The 17,856-nt window shown below is 45.5% G+C and carries 13 protein-coding genes, 2 tRNA genes and 1 riboswitch; of the genes, 5 read left to right on the top strand and 10 right to left on the bottom strand.

Annotated elements, in window-relative coordinates:
• Positions 1–74: 74 nt before the first annotated feature.
• Positions 75–3,002, bottom strand: coding sequence for an insulinase family protein (locus tag DBT50_RS00350; RefSeq protein WP_146742909.1), 2,928 nt, complete (start codon positions 3,000–3,002; stop codon positions 75–77).
• Between the two features lie 442 nt (positions 3,003–3,444).
• Here DBT50_RS00350 and pgeF point away from each other — a divergent pair, with 442 nt between their 5' ends.
• Positions 3,445–4,218, top strand: a complete 774-nt coding sequence (pgeF, locus tag DBT50_RS00345; RefSeq protein ID WP_111852708.1) for a peptidoglycan editing factor PgeF — start codon at positions 3,445–3,447, stop codon at positions 4,216–4,218.
• 73 nt (positions 4,219–4,291) lie between these two features.
• Here pgeF and adhE read toward each other — a convergent pair whose 3' ends face one another.
• The 5 genes from adhE to nadC form a co-directional block, all read right to left on the bottom strand.
• Positions 4,292–6,937, bottom strand: coding sequence for a bifunctional acetaldehyde-CoA/alcohol dehydrogenase (gene adhE / locus DBT50_RS00340; protein WP_111852707.1), 2,646 nt, complete (start codon positions 6,935–6,937; stop codon positions 4,292–4,294).
• A gap of 399 nt (positions 6,938–7,336) precedes the next feature.
• Positions 7,337–8,785 (bottom strand): bifunctional hydroxymethylpyrimidine kinase/phosphomethylpyrimidine kinase, encoded by a 1,449-nt coding sequence (gene thiD, locus DBT50_RS00335; protein WP_111852706.1) that lies wholly within the window; start codon positions 8,783–8,785, stop codon positions 7,337–7,339.
• Positions 8,772–9,611 carry a hydroxyethylthiazole kinase gene (locus DBT50_RS00330; RefSeq protein ID WP_111852705.1) on the bottom strand — a complete coding sequence of 280 codons (840 nt, stop codon included), beginning with the start codon at positions 9,609–9,611 and terminating at the stop codon, positions 8,772–8,774. Before DBT50_RS00330 ends, thiD begins: the two co-directional genes overlap by 14 nt.
• Positions 9,612–9,769: 158 nt before the next feature.
• Positions 9,770–9,868, bottom strand: a riboswitch (TPP riboswitch).
• A gap of 145 nt (positions 9,869–10,013) precedes the next feature.
• Entirely contained in the window at positions 10,014–10,712 is a 699-nt protein-coding gene (apf, locus tag DBT50_RS00325) for an aggregation-promoting factor (RefSeq protein WP_060777514.1), read from the bottom strand.
• A gap of 315 nt (positions 10,713–11,027) precedes the next feature.
• Positions 11,028–11,903, bottom strand: a complete 876-nt coding sequence (gene nadC, locus DBT50_RS00320; RefSeq protein WP_111852704.1) for a carboxylating nicotinate-nucleotide diphosphorylase — start codon at positions 11,901–11,903, stop codon at positions 11,028–11,030.
• A 283-nt stretch (positions 11,904–12,186) separates the two neighbouring features.
• Between nadC and DBT50_RS00315 the strand changes: the two genes are divergently transcribed.
• On the top strand, positions 12,187–12,768 hold the full coding sequence (locus tag DBT50_RS00315; RefSeq protein WP_111821684.1) for a hypothetical protein: 582 nt from the start codon (positions 12,187–12,189) through the stop codon (positions 12,766–12,768).
• 184 nt (positions 12,769–12,952) lie between these two features.
• Here the strand turns inward: DBT50_RS00315 and DBT50_RS00310 are convergent.
• Positions 12,953–13,024 (bottom strand) — tRNA-Gln (locus tag DBT50_RS00310).
• 13 nt (positions 13,025–13,037) lie between these two features.
• Positions 13,038–13,118: transfer RNA gene (locus DBT50_RS00305), tRNA-Tyr, on the bottom strand.
• 231 nt (positions 13,119–13,349) lie between these two features.
• Here DBT50_RS00305 and cdaA point away from each other — a divergent pair.
• From cdaA to glmM, 3 genes are all read left to right on the top strand, one after another.
• The gene (gene cdaA / locus DBT50_RS00300) at positions 13,350–14,201 is read left to right on the top strand and encodes a diadenylate cyclase CdaA (protein WP_111853471.1); all 852 of its coding nucleotides are present in this window, start codon (positions 13,350–13,352) and stop codon (positions 14,199–14,201) included.
• A complete protein-coding gene (locus tag DBT50_RS00295) occupies positions 14,194–15,288 on the top strand; it encodes a CdaR family protein (RefSeq protein ID WP_013669842.1) in 1,095 nt (364 codons plus the stop codon). Before cdaA ends, DBT50_RS00295 begins: the two co-directional genes overlap by 8 nt.
• 71 nt (positions 15,289–15,359) lie before the next feature.
• Positions 15,360–16,727, top strand: coding sequence for a phosphoglucosamine mutase (gene glmM / locus DBT50_RS00290; RefSeq protein WP_111852703.1), 1,368 nt, complete (start codon positions 15,360–15,362; stop codon positions 16,725–16,727).
• A 225-nt stretch (positions 16,728–16,952) separates the two neighbouring features.
• On the opposite strand, the gene yidD is transcribed toward glmM, so the two are convergent.
• Positions 16,953–17,243 (bottom strand): membrane protein insertion efficiency factor YidD, encoded by a 291-nt coding sequence (gene yidD / locus DBT50_RS00285; protein WP_111852702.1) that lies wholly within the window; start codon positions 17,241–17,243, stop codon positions 16,953–16,955.
• Positions 17,243–17,824: a DJ-1 family glyoxalase III gene (locus DBT50_RS00280; protein ID WP_111852701.1), complete on the bottom strand. Its 582-nt coding sequence runs from the start codon at positions 17,822–17,824 to the stop codon at positions 17,243–17,245. Before DBT50_RS00280 ends, yidD begins: the two co-directional genes overlap by 1 nt.
• Positions 17,825–17,856: the final 32 nt, after the last annotated feature.

Raw genomic sequence — 17,856 nt, 5'->3', positions numbered from 1 at the left:
AAAAGACAAAAAGCGAGCCTAGTTTTTTGAAAGCTAAGCTCACTTGGGAATACTCCCTTCTCTTTATCCGTGGATTAATCCCGTTTTAACTCTCTTAATTGGTCAAAGAGCTCTTGGTTGGCTTGCAGCTTATCGCGGTTACCATAAACTACAATCTTAGCATCATCCATCACTTGACTGACGCTATCATTGAGTGACAATAAGTCTTCTTGCTGGGTATGAATGAGGTCAGAGAATTCCTGGTCTAGGTCGGACTTGCTTTGCTTACAGAAGTAACGCTTTAATTTGAGAGCATTGACTTCTTTAGGGGTCAGTGGATACTGATAATGGGTAAGGGAACCAATAATCCGCTGCTCAACAAAGTCTGGGTTTAAATCTAAGTCCCTGAAGGATTGGTCCATATTTTGGTAGACTGCTAGACTTTGTTTCAGATGGGGATCACGGTAGGAATAAGCTAAGACTCCACCGGCAGGACTCATAGTCAGTCCCGCCCCATAGGCTCCCGCTTGGGCGCGGATTTTTTCATGGAGGATTTCATTACTCATAATATTAGTAAAGACGGGAAGTTGACCTCTTTGGCCAGCCTTTAAGTCATTTAGGGGACCGCCTTGGACCACATATTGAACATTACTATTGGATATCAAGCCAATATTACCCGCTTCATGTAAGGGAGCGGGGTTTTTCATATGGTCCAGTCCGGCTTGGGCGCTTTGCGGCAAGTCAGCTAAAAAGTCGTGAACTTGGTCGACTAAAAGGTCTTTATCATTTGGACTGGCTGTCACCGCTACTGTTGCTGTATTGGAAAAGAGCACTTGCTCTTGGAAATGGGCTAAGTCTTCAAGGAGATCGGGTAGGGCCCGGTCAAAGTCAGCCAAGAAATCAGCTAATTGGTCATAGTAATCTAAGCCAGATAGGGCCTGACTAGTGGCTTGAGCCGACGAATATTGGGCCTTGAGCAACCCCATAGCTAATTGATGGCCGGCTTGGTCAAATTGTTGCTCCATTTGGTATTTGACCCGGTCAAGGATATTTCTAATCCGTTTGCGATCTTCAAAGCGGGTACTGGTTAAGATCTCTTTGACTAAGTCCAAAGCAGCTTGGCTCTTATCTGCCATAGCCGCAAAGCTGGCTTGGACCTGCAAGTTAAACTGGCCCGGCTCTTGGCTATTCAGATAAATTTTTGGTCGAGTGGTTAAGCCAGCCGTTAACTGGATTAATTGGACTTCAATTTGATCATAAGTATAGGAAGCCGTTCCCAAGGCCCCTAGGAGAATGGTCCAGGTCTTTAATAAAAAGAGCTGGTCACTGGTTAAATGATTGGCTGAAAAAGAAAAATTAAAGTAGGCAATCCCTTGGCTAGCAGCTTGCGGATGGTAGAGCACCTTACCTAAGGTCGGGTGATTGATCTCTTCTTCACTAGCATCGGTAATTTCTGCTTCAATATCAGCTAAGGTCAGTTTTGGTAGACTAGCTTGGGCTGCTGGACTATCGGGAGCTTCTTGGTAAGCCTTCAAATCGGCATTTTCTTGAATTAAAGCCTCAAGCTCATTGTCACTGGCTTGGGCCTTTTCTTGGGCCAGACTTTCAGCCAGATCTTGATCTTTGGCTTGGTGGTAACCCTGCTTAGGCAAGTGGACAATGACTAAGCGCGAGTTGAAGTCAACGAGACGGTCTCGGATTAAGTCTTCAAGTTGAGCGGATGAGAGAACTTGGTCCAAGTGACTGAGAATCTCTTCATAGGACAAGACTTCAAGCGGGCGGTCTAGATAGCGCCAAGCCGACATTAATTGGATAAAGGTCTTGACTCCTCGTGAAGATCCGCCCTTTTCCCGGAGTTGAAGCTCGGTTTGGTTGAGGCAGGCCTTGACCAAGTCGCGGTCTAAGCCCTGGTCGGCAATTTTCTTTAAGGTCCTTTCAATCACTTCAATAATGGTATCAACCTGGTCAGGATCAACCTTTTCTAAAACTAGGGAAAAGTCATTGTAATAAGTCCCTGAGCTATAGACTGACACATCTTGGCAGTAGCCGCCCTCAACTAGAGCCTTATGGAGGGGGCTGGACTCGCCGTTGGCTAGAGCGTTCATGATAATCCCATATAAAAAGCCATCTTCAACCCTCTGATTTTTTGAAAAAGGAATATTATAGGACAGGTAAGCCAGCCCTTCAGCCTCCTGCTTGTCATCAGCATCAAAATAAAGGGTCATCCGCCGGTCGCCAGCAGGAAGGTCAGCTAATTCTAATTGGATCTGGTCATCACTAGGCTCGAAATGTGAGAAATACTCCCCATCAATCTGATCCAGGACCCGATCGATGTTGACATCCCCATAGACAACCACTAAGGCATTATCAGGCCGGTAATGTTTCTTATGGAAGGCAAGAAAATCTTGGTAGGAGAGCTTAGGGATGTCATAGGGATAACCACCCGATTCATAAGCCACGCTCGTCTTGAGATGGAAGTTGGCGTCAATTTGCTGGCAGACCTCCGCGTCCGCATCGGAATAAACGCCCCGCATTTCATTGTAGACCACCCCGGTAATGGTGATAGGATCTTCCAGATGGTGGAGTTCCTTATGATAGCCTTCTTGGCGGAAGATATTTTCTTCTTCATACATCCGCGGGAAAAAGACCGCATCCAAATAAATCGACATTAAGTTCTCAAAGTCGGTCTCATTCATGGACGAAATCGGAAAGAGAGTCATGTCCTTATAAGTCATGGCATTTAAAAAAGTATTCATGGAGCTTTTGAGCATGTACATGAAGGGGTCTTTGACGGGATACTTCCGCGAGCCAGATAGGACCGTATGTTCAACAATATGGGCCACCCCCGTAGAATCCTTAGCTGGGGTTAAAAAACCGATTCCAAAGGCCCGGTGGGGGTCATCATTTGCAATCCAAATCACCTGGCCCCCTGAAGCCGGATGGCGAAATTGGTGGATGACCGCTCCTTGCTCTTTTGAAACGATTTTTTCACTTTCAACAAAACCATGGTTTTCCTTATTCACAACAAGCACTCCTCTTAAAGAATCTTTCCCTAGTATAACAAATTTTCCCTAGAGTCACTATCCAGGAAATCAGATCGCTTGCGACTGTCTAAAATGAGACTTTTATTTTTTTTACTGTTGGTGAGCATTAATTAAGCAAGATTTCTCTTGATAAGAAGCTATGAGCATGAGTGGCGCTTTGAATTGGGTCGTTAGCCATGAACAAGCAAGCGATGTGAATTAGGGATAGTTGGCTTTAGCCTTACTAGCCCTTTGAAGCTCGCTAGGTGAGGGACCTTGGCCCGAACCGATGCCATGGCTTTTCAACGACCAAAATTCAAAAGCAGAACGAATGCTCACCAACATCATTTAATAAAAAAAGCCTAAAGATTGCGGGTGGGAAAAAATCCGCTTATAATAAGCAAGATACTTTGCCATTATTATATAGAAGGAAGTGTTCCTGATGAGTATTCACTACTATCAAAATAATCCCCACTTACAAATGGGAATTACCCTAAGAGATCCCGAATTACCCGAGGAGGGCAATATGGGGATCCATTCCTACCAGAACTTCAATGCGGTCTTATCTAACCGCCGGGCTTTTTTCCAAGCAACCCATATAAGTCCCGACCACTTTGTCCAAGCCCATCAAAGTCACTCCAAACGGGCAGTGGAAGTTTCCCTGGCTGACGGCGGTAAGGGCGCCCTAACTAATGACACAGCCATCCCCCAAACCGACGCCCTCTACAGCTTTGATGATGACCTCATGTTAGGGATTTTCACGGCTGACTGCGTCCCTATTCTCTTCTACGACCAAAAGACTCCCCTGATCGGCGTCATCCATTCCGGTTGGCGGGGAACGGTCCAAAACATTACCCATGTAACCTTTGAGCAAATCTTTGCCGACCATCCTGAGGTCAAAGCAGAAAATATCCAGGTCCAAATTGGCCCAGCCCTATCCCAAAAACACTTTGAAGTCGATGAGGATGTTTATCTTCAATTCAAGAACTTGGAGGGTTCAGAGGGAAATATCTCCTACCAAGCCGACACGAGTAAGTGGCACATTGATAACCAAGCCGTTGTTAGAAATCAATGCCTCAGTCTAGGTATCCGCCCCGAAAACATCCAAGTGGACTCCATGGACACCTATGCCAGCCCCCAAGGCTTCTCCTATCGTCAAAACCAAACTAAAGGCCGCCACATGGGCTTCATCTGGCAAAAGAACCGTGTGAATTAATAAAATATGATAAGAGACGAAAAAAGTGAGCTGCTGGGGCTCACTTTTTTTCTATCTATACAAGAGGAATTTCTTACTTATTCTTAATTGGCTCTGGAGCCTTTCCATAACCTTGGTAAGCAGCCCGCATCATGGCCATCATATCAGGAACTAATGGCAGACGAGGGTTTAATGGGGTACATTGGTCTTCATAAGCATCATAAGCCAGTTGTTCTAAGGCCTTTTCCCATTCTTTCTTGTCAAGACCTTGGACTTGGTAGCTCATTGGGAGACCGACTTTTTCACCGAGTTCATAGCAGGCTTGAGCCAAGGAAGCAACGGCTTCTTCAACAGTATTAGCCTTTAAGCCTAACATACGGGCAATGTCTTGGTAACGTTCGCCGGCCTTGTAGTAGTTGTATTTTGGCCAGGTAGAAAGCTTACCTGGTTTTTCCCCATTGTAGCGGATCACATAAGGTAGGAGGATGGCATTGTTTTCCCCGTGAACGGTATGGAAGACCCCACCGATCTTATGGGACATGGAGTGAACAATTCCCAAGAAGGCGTTACCGAAGGCCATCCCCGCCATGGTTGCCGCATTATGCATCTTCTCTCTAGCTAGCGGGTCAAAGTCTTTGACTGATTTTTCCAAGTAGTCAAAGACAATCTTAATGACTTGGAGGGAGAGTCCATCGGTATAGTCCGAGGCAAAGATAGATACATAAGCTTCAATAGCGTGGGTTAAGACGTCCATCCCGGTAGCGGCGGTCACCCGACTTGGTACCTTTTCGACAAAGCTGGAATCCACGATAGCTACCTTAGGTAAGAGGGCGTAGTCAGCAAGCGGGTACTTCTTATTGTTCTTCTTATCGGAAATGACCGCAAAAGGCGTTACTTCGGAACCTGTCCCTGAGGTGGTTGGGATAGCCACTAATTGGGCTTTGTCACCGAGGGCTGGGAAACGGAAGGCCCGTTTTCTAATATCCATGAATTTTTGAACCAGGTCGCGGAAGTCAACGTCAGGACGTTCATAGAAGAGCCACATGATCTTAGCGGAGTCCATAACCGATCCCCCACCAATAGCAATAATGGTATCCGGTTGGAAGGCCCGGATAGCGTCAGCACCCGCTTGAACCGTGGAAATATCTGGATCCGGTTCAATGTTATCAAAGACATCATAGACCACCTTATTTTGCCGTTGTTGAAGTTGGTCAATGACTTTTTGAACAAAGCCGAGTTTGGCGATGCCTTTATCAGAAATAATCGATACCCTTTCCACATGGTCTAATTCTTGTAAGTATTTAATGGAATTCTTTTCGAAGTAAACCCGAGGGACTTTAAACCATTGCATGTTATTTTGCCGCTCCCCTACTCGTTTAATATTAATCAAATCTAAAGGTCCCACGTTACCAGCTACGGAGTTATGTCCATAAGACCCACAGCCTAGGGTTAAGGAAGGAATAAAGTAGTTATAAACATCCCCAATTCCCCCAAAGGTTGACGGCGCATTGACAATGACCCGGGCCACTTTCACCCGTTTGGCGTATTCGATTTCTAAGTCGTGGTTATTGGTATGGATGGCGGCGGAGTGACCTAGGCCATTAAATTCAACCATGGCTTCGGCCTTAGCCATCCCATCTTCGGTTGTTTCAGCCTTTAAGATGGCAAGCACTGGGGATAATTTTTCTCGGGTAAGGGGTTGGGCAGGACCCACTTCAGGAACTTCTGCTGCTAGGATGACGGTTTCTTCTGGCACTTCAAAGCCGGCTTCTTTAGCAATCCAAACCGCTGATTTCCCGACAATATCGGCATTGAGTTTGGCTTGGTCAACCGCATCACTATTGGCTTTAGCTCCAAAGCAGAATTCTTCTAAGAGAGCTTTTTCCTTTTGGTTGACAAAGTAAACATGGTAGGACTTCATTTCTTTAATGAAGTCGGGGTAGATTTCTTTGTCAACAATGGCAGCTTGTTCTGAAGCACAAACCATCCCATTATCGAAGGCCTTACTCATGACAATATCATTCACGGCTTGCTTGAGGTTGGCCGTTTTTTCAACATAGGCAGGCACATTCCCTGGTCCCACACCCAAGGCTGGTTTCCCACAAGAATAGGCAGCCTTAACCATGGCAGATCCCCCAGTAGCTAAAATCGTAGCGACATCAGGGTGGTTCATCAGTAAATTGGTGGCTTCCATAGAAGCGTGTTTGGGATCGATCCATTGGATACAGTTTTCAGGAGCCCCTGCCGCAATGGCCGCGTCCCGCACCACTTTGGCCGCATGGATAGAAGATTCCAGGGCTTGGGGGTGGAAGGAGAAGACAATCGGGTTACGGGTCTTCAAGGAAATCAAGGACTTAAAGATTGCTGTCGATGTTGGGTTGGTAGTAGGGACAATCCCACAAATTACTCCGACCGGTTCAGCAATATAGGTCAATCCCTTGGCCTCATCACGATCAATAATACCTACTGTTTTCAAGTGGCGCATGTGGTTGGTCACATGTTCACAGGCAAATAAGTTCTTGGTGGCCTTATCTTCAAAGACACCCCGTCCAGTATCTTCAACGGCATGTTTAGCTAAGACCCCATGTTGGTCTAAGGCAGCAATCGACGCCTTAGTAACAATATGGTCGATTTGCTCTTGGTCTAAGGCCATAAAATCTTCTAAGGCCTGTTTAGCCTTAGCCACTGTCTCATCGATAAATTGTGGAATATCTACTTTTTGTTCTTTTCCTTTAGCCATTGTTCTTCCTAACCTTTCTTTGATTTTTAATGACTTTCATCTTTATGGCTATTATGTTAAATTATTCACAATTAAAAAGCAAGTTCTTTTTTGTTTTTCTTTTTACCCACAACCGCTTACAATCACTTAAACATTAGTAATTTAGCCTTGTAATCGCTTACAGCTTTTAAAAGAATATTTTTATATTTTAATTAAAAAGAGAAAATATGTGTTTGTTTTCACAATGTTAGGAATAAACACTCTTTTTAAAAACAGATAGACCCTTTTCTAAATATAGAAAAAAGGCCATGACAAGCTATCATGACCCTTATCGGTGTACAGATACTCTTCCCCTAGCAGGTCTAGCCTCGTAGAAGGGTTGAAAGACTAGGAACTATGTGCCAAGGGAAGTTAAGGCAATTAATGGTCACTGGGGTAATAAGTCAATAGTCCAAAGCCATGGTTCAAAGGCCCACTCCCCTGGCCAAGGTCTAATTGATCTTTAAGGGCCAGGCTGAGATAGGTCTTAGCCCGAGCAATGGCAGTAACTAAGTCATCCCCCTTGGCTAAGTTGCTGGCAATGGCACTGGATAGCGTACAGCCGGTGCCATGGGTATTGGGGTTATCAACCCGCTCGCCCTTAAACCAGTGGACCTGGCCCTCAGGAGTCACCAGGACATCGTTAGCATCATTAACTCGATGGCCGCCCTTACAGAGGACTGCGACTTGGTAGGTCTGACTAATTTTCTTAGCGGCGGCTTCCATATCGGCTGCCGAATGGATATCTTGTCCTGCTAAGACCTGGCTTTCAGGAATATTGGGAGTAATTAAGCAAGCGAGCGGGAATACCTGGTCAGCCAAGACCTGTACCGCTTGGTCTTGGATCAAGTTGGACCCGCTCGTTGCGACCATGACCGGGTCTACTACGACATATTTAGCCTGATAGTTTTTAAGGGCTTTGGCGATTTCCTCTACTAATTCCACTTGGGAGACCATGCCAATCTTGACACTAGCCGGAGGGATATCCTCAAAAACAGCCTGGAGTTGGCTAGCCAAGGCCTCGGGACTGAGGTCATAGACCCCGGTCACACCCCTAGTATTTTGGGCGGTCACTGAAGTAATAGCACTCATGCCAAAGACTCCATTGGCCTGCATGGTCTTGAGGTCCGCTTGAATACCCGCTCCCCCACTGGAATCTGAGCCGGCAATGGTAAGGACGGCTTGGAGTTTAAAAAGCTTTTCAGCAGCTTTACGGATTTCTTGAGTCGCTTGGTAGGGGTTTTCCGCCTTAAACAAAGCAGAAATCAGAGCCACCCCGGCCAGCCCCTGGTCCCGTAAATTGGCCATATTATCTAAGTTAATCCCACCAATGCCTACAATGGGAATATTCACCCCTTGGGCAATAGCTCGCAAGGTGGTCAGACTAGTGCCTTGGGCATTGGCCTTAGACTGGGTCGGATAGAGGGCGCCAACTCCCAAGTAGTCTGCACCAGCCGCCTGGGCTTTTAGAGCGGCATCCAAACTTTTAGCCGAAGCCCCGATAATTTTTTCCGGGCCGAGCAGTTGTCTAGCCTGGTCGACTGGCAGGTCATCTTCTCCAACATGGAGGCCGTCAGCATCTACCGCCAGGGCCAGTTCATAATCATCATCAATAATAAAGGGGACACCTGCTTCTTGGCAGAGGGCTTTAATTTTTTTAGTTAGATCCAGCTTCTCCTCTTGGTCTTTAAAGGGATGGTCCTTTAAACGTAACTGTAAAATCGTCGCCCCACCTGCTAAGACCTCTTTGACTTGCTGGATTAATTCGTCATGATCAAAACGGTCGGGCGTAATGGCATAGACCAATAAATCATTTTTATTGAATGTCATACTTGGCTCTCCTTTCTAATTCTTTGGCCTCTAATAAGAAGACCTGGTCAATCACCCGGTTGGAATAAGTGGCATTGCCCTCATAAGGCTGGAGCACTTGAGCAGCGATTTCTCCCGCCACCCCATAGCTAATCATAGCTGCTGTAGCTAGGTAAAAAGAATCCTCATCCGGATTACCGGCTAAAAAACTGGCTAAGACGCCGCTTAACTGGCAACCTGATCCCGTATAAGAAGCCATCCAGGGGTGACCATTTTCAATGACTGCCAGCCGTTCGCCATCAGTCACTAAGTCAATCGGACCTGACATGGCTAGGATAATTCCTTTTTCTAGGGCATAAGCTTTAAAGGCCGGGGCAAAATCAGCCAGGTTAGCCAAGGTCACCTCGTCTCCAGGACCCAGGTCAACCCCAGATCCTTGGCTTTTTTCAAAGAGGAGGCTTCGAATTTCCGAAGCATTCCCCTTTACCGCGCTTACTAGATCCCGGTCAATCAGATCTTGACAGAGCTTTAATTTAGACGGCATAGCTGAAACCCCCACTGGATCTAAGACCACGGGATGGTAGTCATTTTTCGCTATGGCGGCGAGGTCCAACAATTCCTGATTAGGTCTGGGACTAGCGGCATTCAATAGCAAAAGGTCAGCTGTCTTGACCACATCCTGACTATTAGGTAAGTTATCGGTCATCACGGGACGCCCGCCACTGGCCAAAATCACATTGGCCACATCATGGATAGTGACATAATTATTTAAAACTTGGATCAGCGGGGCTTTCTCCTTGACCTGCTGACTATATTTCGCAAAGGGAATGCTTGTTTTTTTAGACATTGACTCATCTCTCTTATTCTGTTTAGATTACACATTTTCTCTGCAGGTCTTTTACTTCTAGACAGAAAAAAAGCCCTGCAAAGTATACTCCACTTCGTGTACTTTGCAGGACTTCTTATCGTTAGGCTTTAGCAAAAGCTTGGCTGTGCCTTATAACGATATTTGAATTCTCACATCCCTACGCAAGTCTTAACTTTCTCAGGTTCAAAGAGTCCAGGTTTCCACCTATCTCAGCAAAAGCACCTCTTGTGAGTACTTTCTAACTATAGCAGAAACCGCTTACCTATTCAAGGCGAAGCGCTTAAACTCCTTATGAAAGCTGAGATAAATAAAAAAACTCCAGCCCAGTGAGCCGGAGTTAATGGTTTCGTCCTTTGGTGTGACTGTTACACTCTTTTTATCTTAGTACCAACCGTTAGCGTTCCAGAATGCTAAAGCGTTGTCCCATGAACCGTAACGACCGGCTACGTATTGGTCAGCCACACGTTCTTGGTTAGCTGGGGAGTAGTCACCGTTTAAGTAAGAAGCGCTTAATTGGTAACGTCCGATGTATTGGCCGTTAGTTGCTGAGTATGAACCACCAGATTCACGTTGAGCAATGATTTCTTTAGCGGATGAAGAAGAACCAGTGTAAGCGCTTTGTGCTGGAGCTGGAGCTGGTGCAGGTGCTGGAGCAGCAGCTGGTGCAGCTTGAACAGTTGCTGGTGCTTGGTAAGTTTGACCAGCAGTTTCATCAACGGTGTAAACTTGAGCTGCTTGACCTTGTTTTTCTACTTCAACTTCATTAACCTTACCTGATTGGTCAGATTTGAAGGTTAATTTAGTTCCTGGAAAGATTAAGTTAGCATTTTCGATGTTGTTGATTTCAGCTAATTCTTTGGTGTTCACATCTGCTGCTTGAGCAATAGCGTTTAAGGTGTCACCAGATTTAATGACATAAACTTTTTCGTTGTCATCTAATTTTTGGAAGTCAGCTTTGATTTCTTCAACTGAACGTGCTTGCCATTCAGCTGCGTGTGCTTCAGTCGTTTCCCCAGCAGCAAAACTTACTAAGGCTGATAAAGCGATTGAGGTACCTACTAAAACTTTCTTCATATTCATGTGTAATAAAAATCCTTTCTTCTATGCAAAGTTCATTCTTTTTTCTATTTAATATGATTAAGCATCTTAATCATTCAGATTCATTTTTATCTCTCAACGAGGTCTTTCCCTCGTCGACATGAAATATACTATCATGGCTTCCAGACGAAGAAAAGGGATTTTCTGACTTGTTAAGGCCCTTTAATTACTTTGACATTTTAAAAGGATTTTCTGAAACATTTCTGTCGCCTTGTAACCTTGCTGTAACAAAAGTCAGGGCAAAACTTGAGCTATGAGTAGTAGAAATCAAAGATTTCTGCCTCAGGAGGCCCAGACCTACTTCCTCACTTTCAAATGTTTGAGGGACAAATCTAAGATTCCGGCCGAATGGGTAATGGCCCCACTAGAGATATAGTCAATGGCTAGGTCCTTATAATCTGTGACATTGTCCCAGGTAAAGTTGCCTGAAGCTTCTATAATCGCTTGGCCGTTAATGATCGCAATGGCTTCCCCCATGGTGTCATGGTCCATATTATCGAGCATAATAATATCAGCTCCAGCCTCCACTGCCGCTCTGACCATGTCCAAGTCCTCGACTTCAATTTCAATCTTCTTCACAAAAGGGGCATAGGCCTTAGCCGCTTGGATGGCTTCTTTGACCCCACCGGCAGCAGCAACATGGTTATCCTTGAGCATAATTTGGTCAGATAGAGAGTAACGGTGGTTATAGCCGCCCCCTACCCGGACTGCATATTTTTCCAAGGGGCGGTAGGCTGGGGTAGTTTTACGGGTATCCAGTAACTTTATCCCACTGCCTTCTAAGGCATCTACAAAACGACGGGTAGCCGTAGCAATCCCACTCATTCTTTGAAGGAAGTTAAGGGCAATCCGTTCGCCACTTAAGAGGGTATTGACGGAGGCCTTGATCACCATCAGGGTCTCTTGCTTAGCTACGCGGTCACCATCTCGGACCAGACTCTCAAATTGAACTTCAGGGTCCAAATGTAAGAAAACCCGCTTGAAGAGATCCAAACCACAAATCACTCCCGCTTGCTTAGCTAAGAGCTCTACCTGGGCTGCTTGCCCCTGGTAAATAGCATTGGTCGACAGGTCTTCATAAGGAATATCTTCCTTAAAAGCGAGGGTAATTAATTCATCAATAATATCTTGGTTCAGATTTATAAAATTAGACACTTGTTTTGGATTAGCCATCACTAAACCGCCTCCTCATTTTTTCTATTCTGATTCTCTGACTAGCCGCTTTCAGCCAGCCAAAGGGACTGACTTTCCTGATCTTAAAAAGCCCAAGAAAGCTGATACTGTTTTTACTATCATACCATAAGCCAAGGCAGCAAAACCCTAGCCTTATGCGAAAAGTGATCAATTTAGACAGACTTGACAAAAATAAAGGCTAAGCTTATGATAATTTTAAATTTTTATCATTATTTGGTTTTATATCGATTATATTAGGACTCATTCTTCAAGGAGGATTACAATGAAAGAAAGTATTTCAGTTAGCAAAAAAAATACGGGCAAAATGACTACCGTAGCCTTACTAACAGCCATCGGTATCATTATCCCTATGATTAGTCCCATTAAAATCGCTTTTGGTCCCTTTTCCTGGACCCTGGGCTCTCATATCGCCATTGATATGGCACTCTTTATTTCACCAGCCTCAGCCGCATTTGTGGCCCTAGCGACCTCATTTGGTTTCTTGATGGCAGGTTTTCCCTTACCAGTGGTCTTCCGGGCGGTTTCCCACCTCTTATTTACCCTAGTGGGTGCCTATACTCTGCAACGGTCCAATGAATTTGTCTTGAACCCTTGGAAAAGAACCCTCTTTAACGCTGGGATTAACAGCTTACACGGTCTGGGGGAAATGATCGTTATCCATTGCTTTGTAACCGCCGGATTAACCAGTTTGGATGGCCAATACGGTTACTGGGCCTCCCTCTTCATTCTCTTCGGTGTATCGTCACTCTTCCATGGGATGATGGACTTTGAATTGGGTTACCTCTTCCTCAAGTACCTCAACAAGCACCTACCTTATAAATTCCCCCGTTTTCCAATCAAATAACACAAAAACTCCCTCAGTTCTTTCTGGTATGCTCCCCTTAAAGTAGACACTTGAAAAAGTAAAACTACTTTAGGGGGAGTTTTTTGTGCTTATTCAGGAATTACTATCGCTGAGCATGCCTTCTCTCCGTCAACTGAAAGTCAAAAAAAAAAGAGACTGCACGTACTCGTACAGTCTCACTTAACTGGGGTAGCTGGATTCGAACCAACGCATGACAGAGTCAAAGTCTGTTGCCTTACCGCTTGGCGATACCCCAATATGATTAGAAATGGAGGGAAGAGGATTCGAACCTCTGAACCCGAAGGAACGGATTTACAGTCCGCTGCGTTTGGCCGCTTCGCTATCCCTCCAAATCAGTACTCAATTAATATACCACTATTTCCCTATAAAATGCAAGGGTTATTGGCGATTTTTTTCATTTATCATAAATTTTTCGCGCTTTTGCTAGCTTTTAAGGCAGAAGGCCTCACTCTATTCTCTCCCCACTATCCATAATTTAAGAAAGACCTAAAGCCTGGTCAGACAGTGTCTATGGTATACTTATTAATGAATTTAAAACATCACTAATAGGAGGGAAAACGATGGATTGGGAATCAATTTTCAGCTGGTCACATGCCTTTGACCTGATCGATATCTTGATTGTTTGGCTCATCATCTATCAGTTGCTCAAGTTAATCCGGGGCACGCGGGCGGTCAATATCTTTAATGGCATCATTATCTTTTTACTTTTTAAAATGGTTTCGACCGTCTTTCAATTAGAAACCATCGACTGGATCATGAATAGTATTATCCAGTGGTCAGTCATCGGGATTATCATTATTTTCCAACCGGAAATTAGAAACGGCCTCGACCATCTCGGCCAAAGCTTACGAATGAGAAATTTACGAAATACCCAAAATGACCCCGTTGAGCAAATGATTGAAGAAATTATCCGGGCTTGCCAGTACATGGCTAAGCGGCGGATCGGGGCTTTAATCTCCATTGAAGATACCCAATCGCTTACCGAATATGCCAACACGGGAATCAAATTGGATGCGGATATTACTGAACAACTCCTCATTAATATCTTCATTCCCAACACCCCGCTCCATGACGGGTCGGTGGTGATCCAAGATATGAAGATTAGCTCAGCAGCCAGTTTCCTCCCCCTCTCAGAAAACCCCGAAATTCCTAAGGAACTAGGCACCCGCCACCGGGCTGCGGTTGGCCTCAGTGAAGTCACCGATGCGGTAGTGGTGGTGGTTTCTGAAGAGACCGGTGACATTTCCCTCACCTATAAAGGAAAAGTTATGCGCGACCTTTCTGAAGAAGAAATCCGCGAGACTCTCCGCCAACATTTTGCTGAGAGCGAAGACGGCGATTCCATCATCGAAGGCAACCATTTCTTGAAGAATATCTTCCAAAAGAAAAATGGAGGTGACAAAGATGAATAAGCTCTATGAAAATAAAGCCGCTATGATTTTTTTCTCACTCTTATTAGCGCTTTTCCTCTTTATCTTTGTCAAGGCGGAACGTTATAATAATAACCCGGTCAGTTTCTTCACTAATATCAGTGAAACCAAGTCAGAAACCATCTCCGACGTCCCCGTTTATGTGAGTGGCGACGTGGATGACTACTATATTACTGGCCTACCTGAAACCGTCTCTGTGGAAATTTCAGGCCCAAGTAATATCATCGACCAAACCCTTCAAGCCCGAGAATTTAAGGTCGTGACTGAGAACCTGGAAGAACTCGGCGAAGGGTCACACTATGTGCAACTCACCATGACTAATATTTCTAAAGACCTCAATTATCGAATCTCACCTTCCAGTGTGGAAATCAATATTGCTCAACTGCAAAGTCAAAAATACCCGGTAGAAATCCATGTTAATCCGACCAACTTGGCCCCGGGTTATGAAATTCATGCCACCAAGGCCACTCCGGCAGAAGTCACCTTGACAGGTTCAGCTGAAAGCCTCAGCAAGATTTCCTCAGTGAGCGTCGATGTCAGCCTCCCTAACAATACCAATTCCGACTACCACGGCAGTGGCCGGGTCATTGTCAAGGATCGCGAAGGTAATATCTTAAACATTACCGCCAACCCAAGTCAAGTCGGCGTCGATATTGCCATCGGTAAGCAGGGGAGCTCAGTCCCTATCCAAATCGACCTCGATAATCCCAATGATGACTACACTTATGACTTAAGTAACTGGTCCACCCGGCAAGTAACCCTCTTTGGCGATGAGAAAGCCCTTGCCGCTATCCAAGCGGTAGTCGGTCATATTGACGTTAGCGGAATCACCCAGAGTCAACGGGTCCAAGTGGCTCTAGAACGCCCCGATAATGTTGAAGCTATGGAGCCTGAGTCCATCACTCTTACCGTTACCGCCCGACCCAAAAACAGCGGCCAAAGAAGTGAAGCCTCTAGTGATTCTTCTAGCCAGGCAAGGCAGGAGACTAGCAAGGATGAGAGCCAGCCAGCCACTAACCGACAAAGGGAATCGAGCAGTCAAGCAGAGGCTAAATCTAGTTCACCCTAATTTGGCAAAGGCTTGAAATCGTGGTAGTATATTGAATTGTTAATAAGATTGGTAAATCAAAGGAGTATATCATGTTAAAATATTTTGGAACTGACGGTGTTCGCGGAGAAGCCAATAAGGAACTTACCCCTGAACTGGCCTTTAAATTAGGTCGCTTTGGTGGCTATGTCTTGCTCCAACACGCCAAGGAAGAACAAAAACATCCCCGTGTCCTCGTTGCACGCGATACACGGATTTCTGGTCAGTTATTAGAACACGCCTTAATTTCAGGGCTGTTATCTGTCGGCATTGAAGTGTTACAACTAGGCGTCATCACCACACCAGCTGTCGCTTATCTCACCCGGACTACTGGGGTAACTGCTGGGGTAATGATCTCAGCCAGCCACAATCCTGCCAAGGATAACGGCATCAAATTCTTTGGTAGTGACGGCTTTAAATTATCGGATGACCAAGAAGAAGAAATTGAATACTACTTAGACCAAGAAGAGGACAGCTTACCTCGTCCTAGTGCCCAAGGCTTAGGGACGGTCAGTGAGTATCCAGAAGGGGTAGCCAAGTACCTCGAATTTCTCCAAACCACCATTTCTAATGATTTATCCGGCTTAAAACTCTGTATTGACGCCGCTAATGGTTCCGCTGCACCTTTAGTCAACCGTCTCTTTGCTGATTTAAATGCAGACTTCTTTGCCCGGGCGACCCGTCCTGATGGCCTAAACATTAACGATGACTGCGGGTCTACCCACCCTGGTGAACTCCAAAAACTAGTTCTCGAACAAGGGGCTGATGCTGGGGTTGCCTTTGACGGGGACGCTGACCGCTGCATCGCTGTTGATGACAAGGGCCGTTTAGTGGATGGCGACCATATTATGTACATCTGTGGGAAGTACCTCAAAGACCATGGCAAGTTAAAAGACGACACCATCGTTGCTACCGTCATGTCTAATCTAGGTTTCCATAAGGCTGTTGAAGCTGCAGGGATGAATGATAAGGTCACCAAGGTAGGCGACCGTTATGTGGTTGAAGAAATGCGTAAGGGCGACTACACCCTGGGAGGAGAACAATCGGGTCACGTTATCTTTATGAACCATAACACGACCGGTGACGGCCTCTTAACTGCCATTCAATTGCTCTTCGTCCTCAAACAATCCGGGAAGAAACTCAGCGAATTAGCTGATGAAATGCCAACCTATCCTCAAGAGCTCATCAATGTCAAAGTGACCCGCGCCGGCAAGGAAGAAGCCATGAACAATGCGGACGTCAAAGCAGAAATTGATGCGGTTGAAAGTGAATTAGGGGAAGAAGGTCGGGTCTTAGTCCGTCCTAGCGGTACCGAAAACTTACTCCGGGTCATGGTCGAAGCCCAAAGTGATGACCTCGCCTTGACCTATGCCCAACGCATCGCTGACAAAGTCGCTGACATTTACGGGGTAGAAGAATAAAAGATTTCATTATAAAAGGAGTCCTCAATTAGGGGACTCCTTTTTTGATTGCTACTATTTGATTAAAAGATGTTTCAAGCGTCAGCTGTGACCGTCGCACTCTATCCAAACCTGCTCCAGTCACAGGACGAACGTCCACTTCAAAAACTGGTAACGCTCAGCTTTGCTGAGCTTATCCCAGTTTTCTCCAGTGGTTTCGTCCTTTAGTGTGACTGTCGCACTCTGTTATTTCTTACTTAATCTGGCTAAGGCTTGGCGTTCTTTAGGGTTGACTTCTTGGTCATTGCGTTTGAGGCTAAAATGATCGGGAACTGGGTCGACTCCGCCGCGGGCATAGGGATGGCAGCGTAGGATTCGGGCCAGTCCCATCAGCGTCCCCTTGAAAAAGCCATGCTTTTCTAGAGCTCTAAGCATATAAGTCGAGCAAGTGGGATAGTAACGGCAAGACGGCGGTAAGGCAGGCGAAATAAAACGCTGGTAAAATCTTACCAGCGCTTTTAGTAAATAAGTAAACATTAAGCCTTAACCGCAGCTTCAACATTAGGAATTAAGAGCGCCTTAGCCACTTGGTCATGGACCTCTTGGCCCTTCAATTGCCGCACAATTTCAAGAGCAAAGTAATAAGCCGTTGCGGGTCCTTGTGACGTGATTACTTGGTGGTCTGTGTCATTAACAACAAGCTCGTCGGCCACATATTCCTTAAAGGTCACTTGGTCACTAAGGGCTGGGAAGATAGTTCCACGAATTTCTTGAGAAATCCCCGCCTTATCTAAGACTCTTGGTGACGCACAGATGCTGGCAATATAGCCAGAGTCTGATTGGTATTGTTCCTTGAGGAGGTCGATCACTTTATCGTTTTCTCTAAGGGCATTGGTCCCTCCGACTCCACCAGGGGTGATCACGATATCATAGTCCGCACCATTAATATCTTCTAAGAGATAATCAGCTCGAATGGTGATATTGTGGTCCCCGACAGTATCTAAGTCACCCTCAGTAGCTACTGCGTCAATGTCAATTTCAGCCCGACGTAAAATGTCAATCACTGCGACTGCTTCAGTTTCTTCATAATTCTTACTTAATAAGATCATTGCTTTCATCCGCTATACCCCTCCATTTGTTGGTTTATCAA

It is taken from the genome of Aerococcus tenax (assembly GCF_003286645.3).
Classification (GTDB): Bacteria; Bacillota; Bacilli; order Lactobacillales; family Aerococcaceae; genus Aerococcus; species Aerococcus tenax.
Note: the sequence above shows the minus strand (reverse complement) of the source record. Positions and strands in the feature narration are given on the sequence as shown.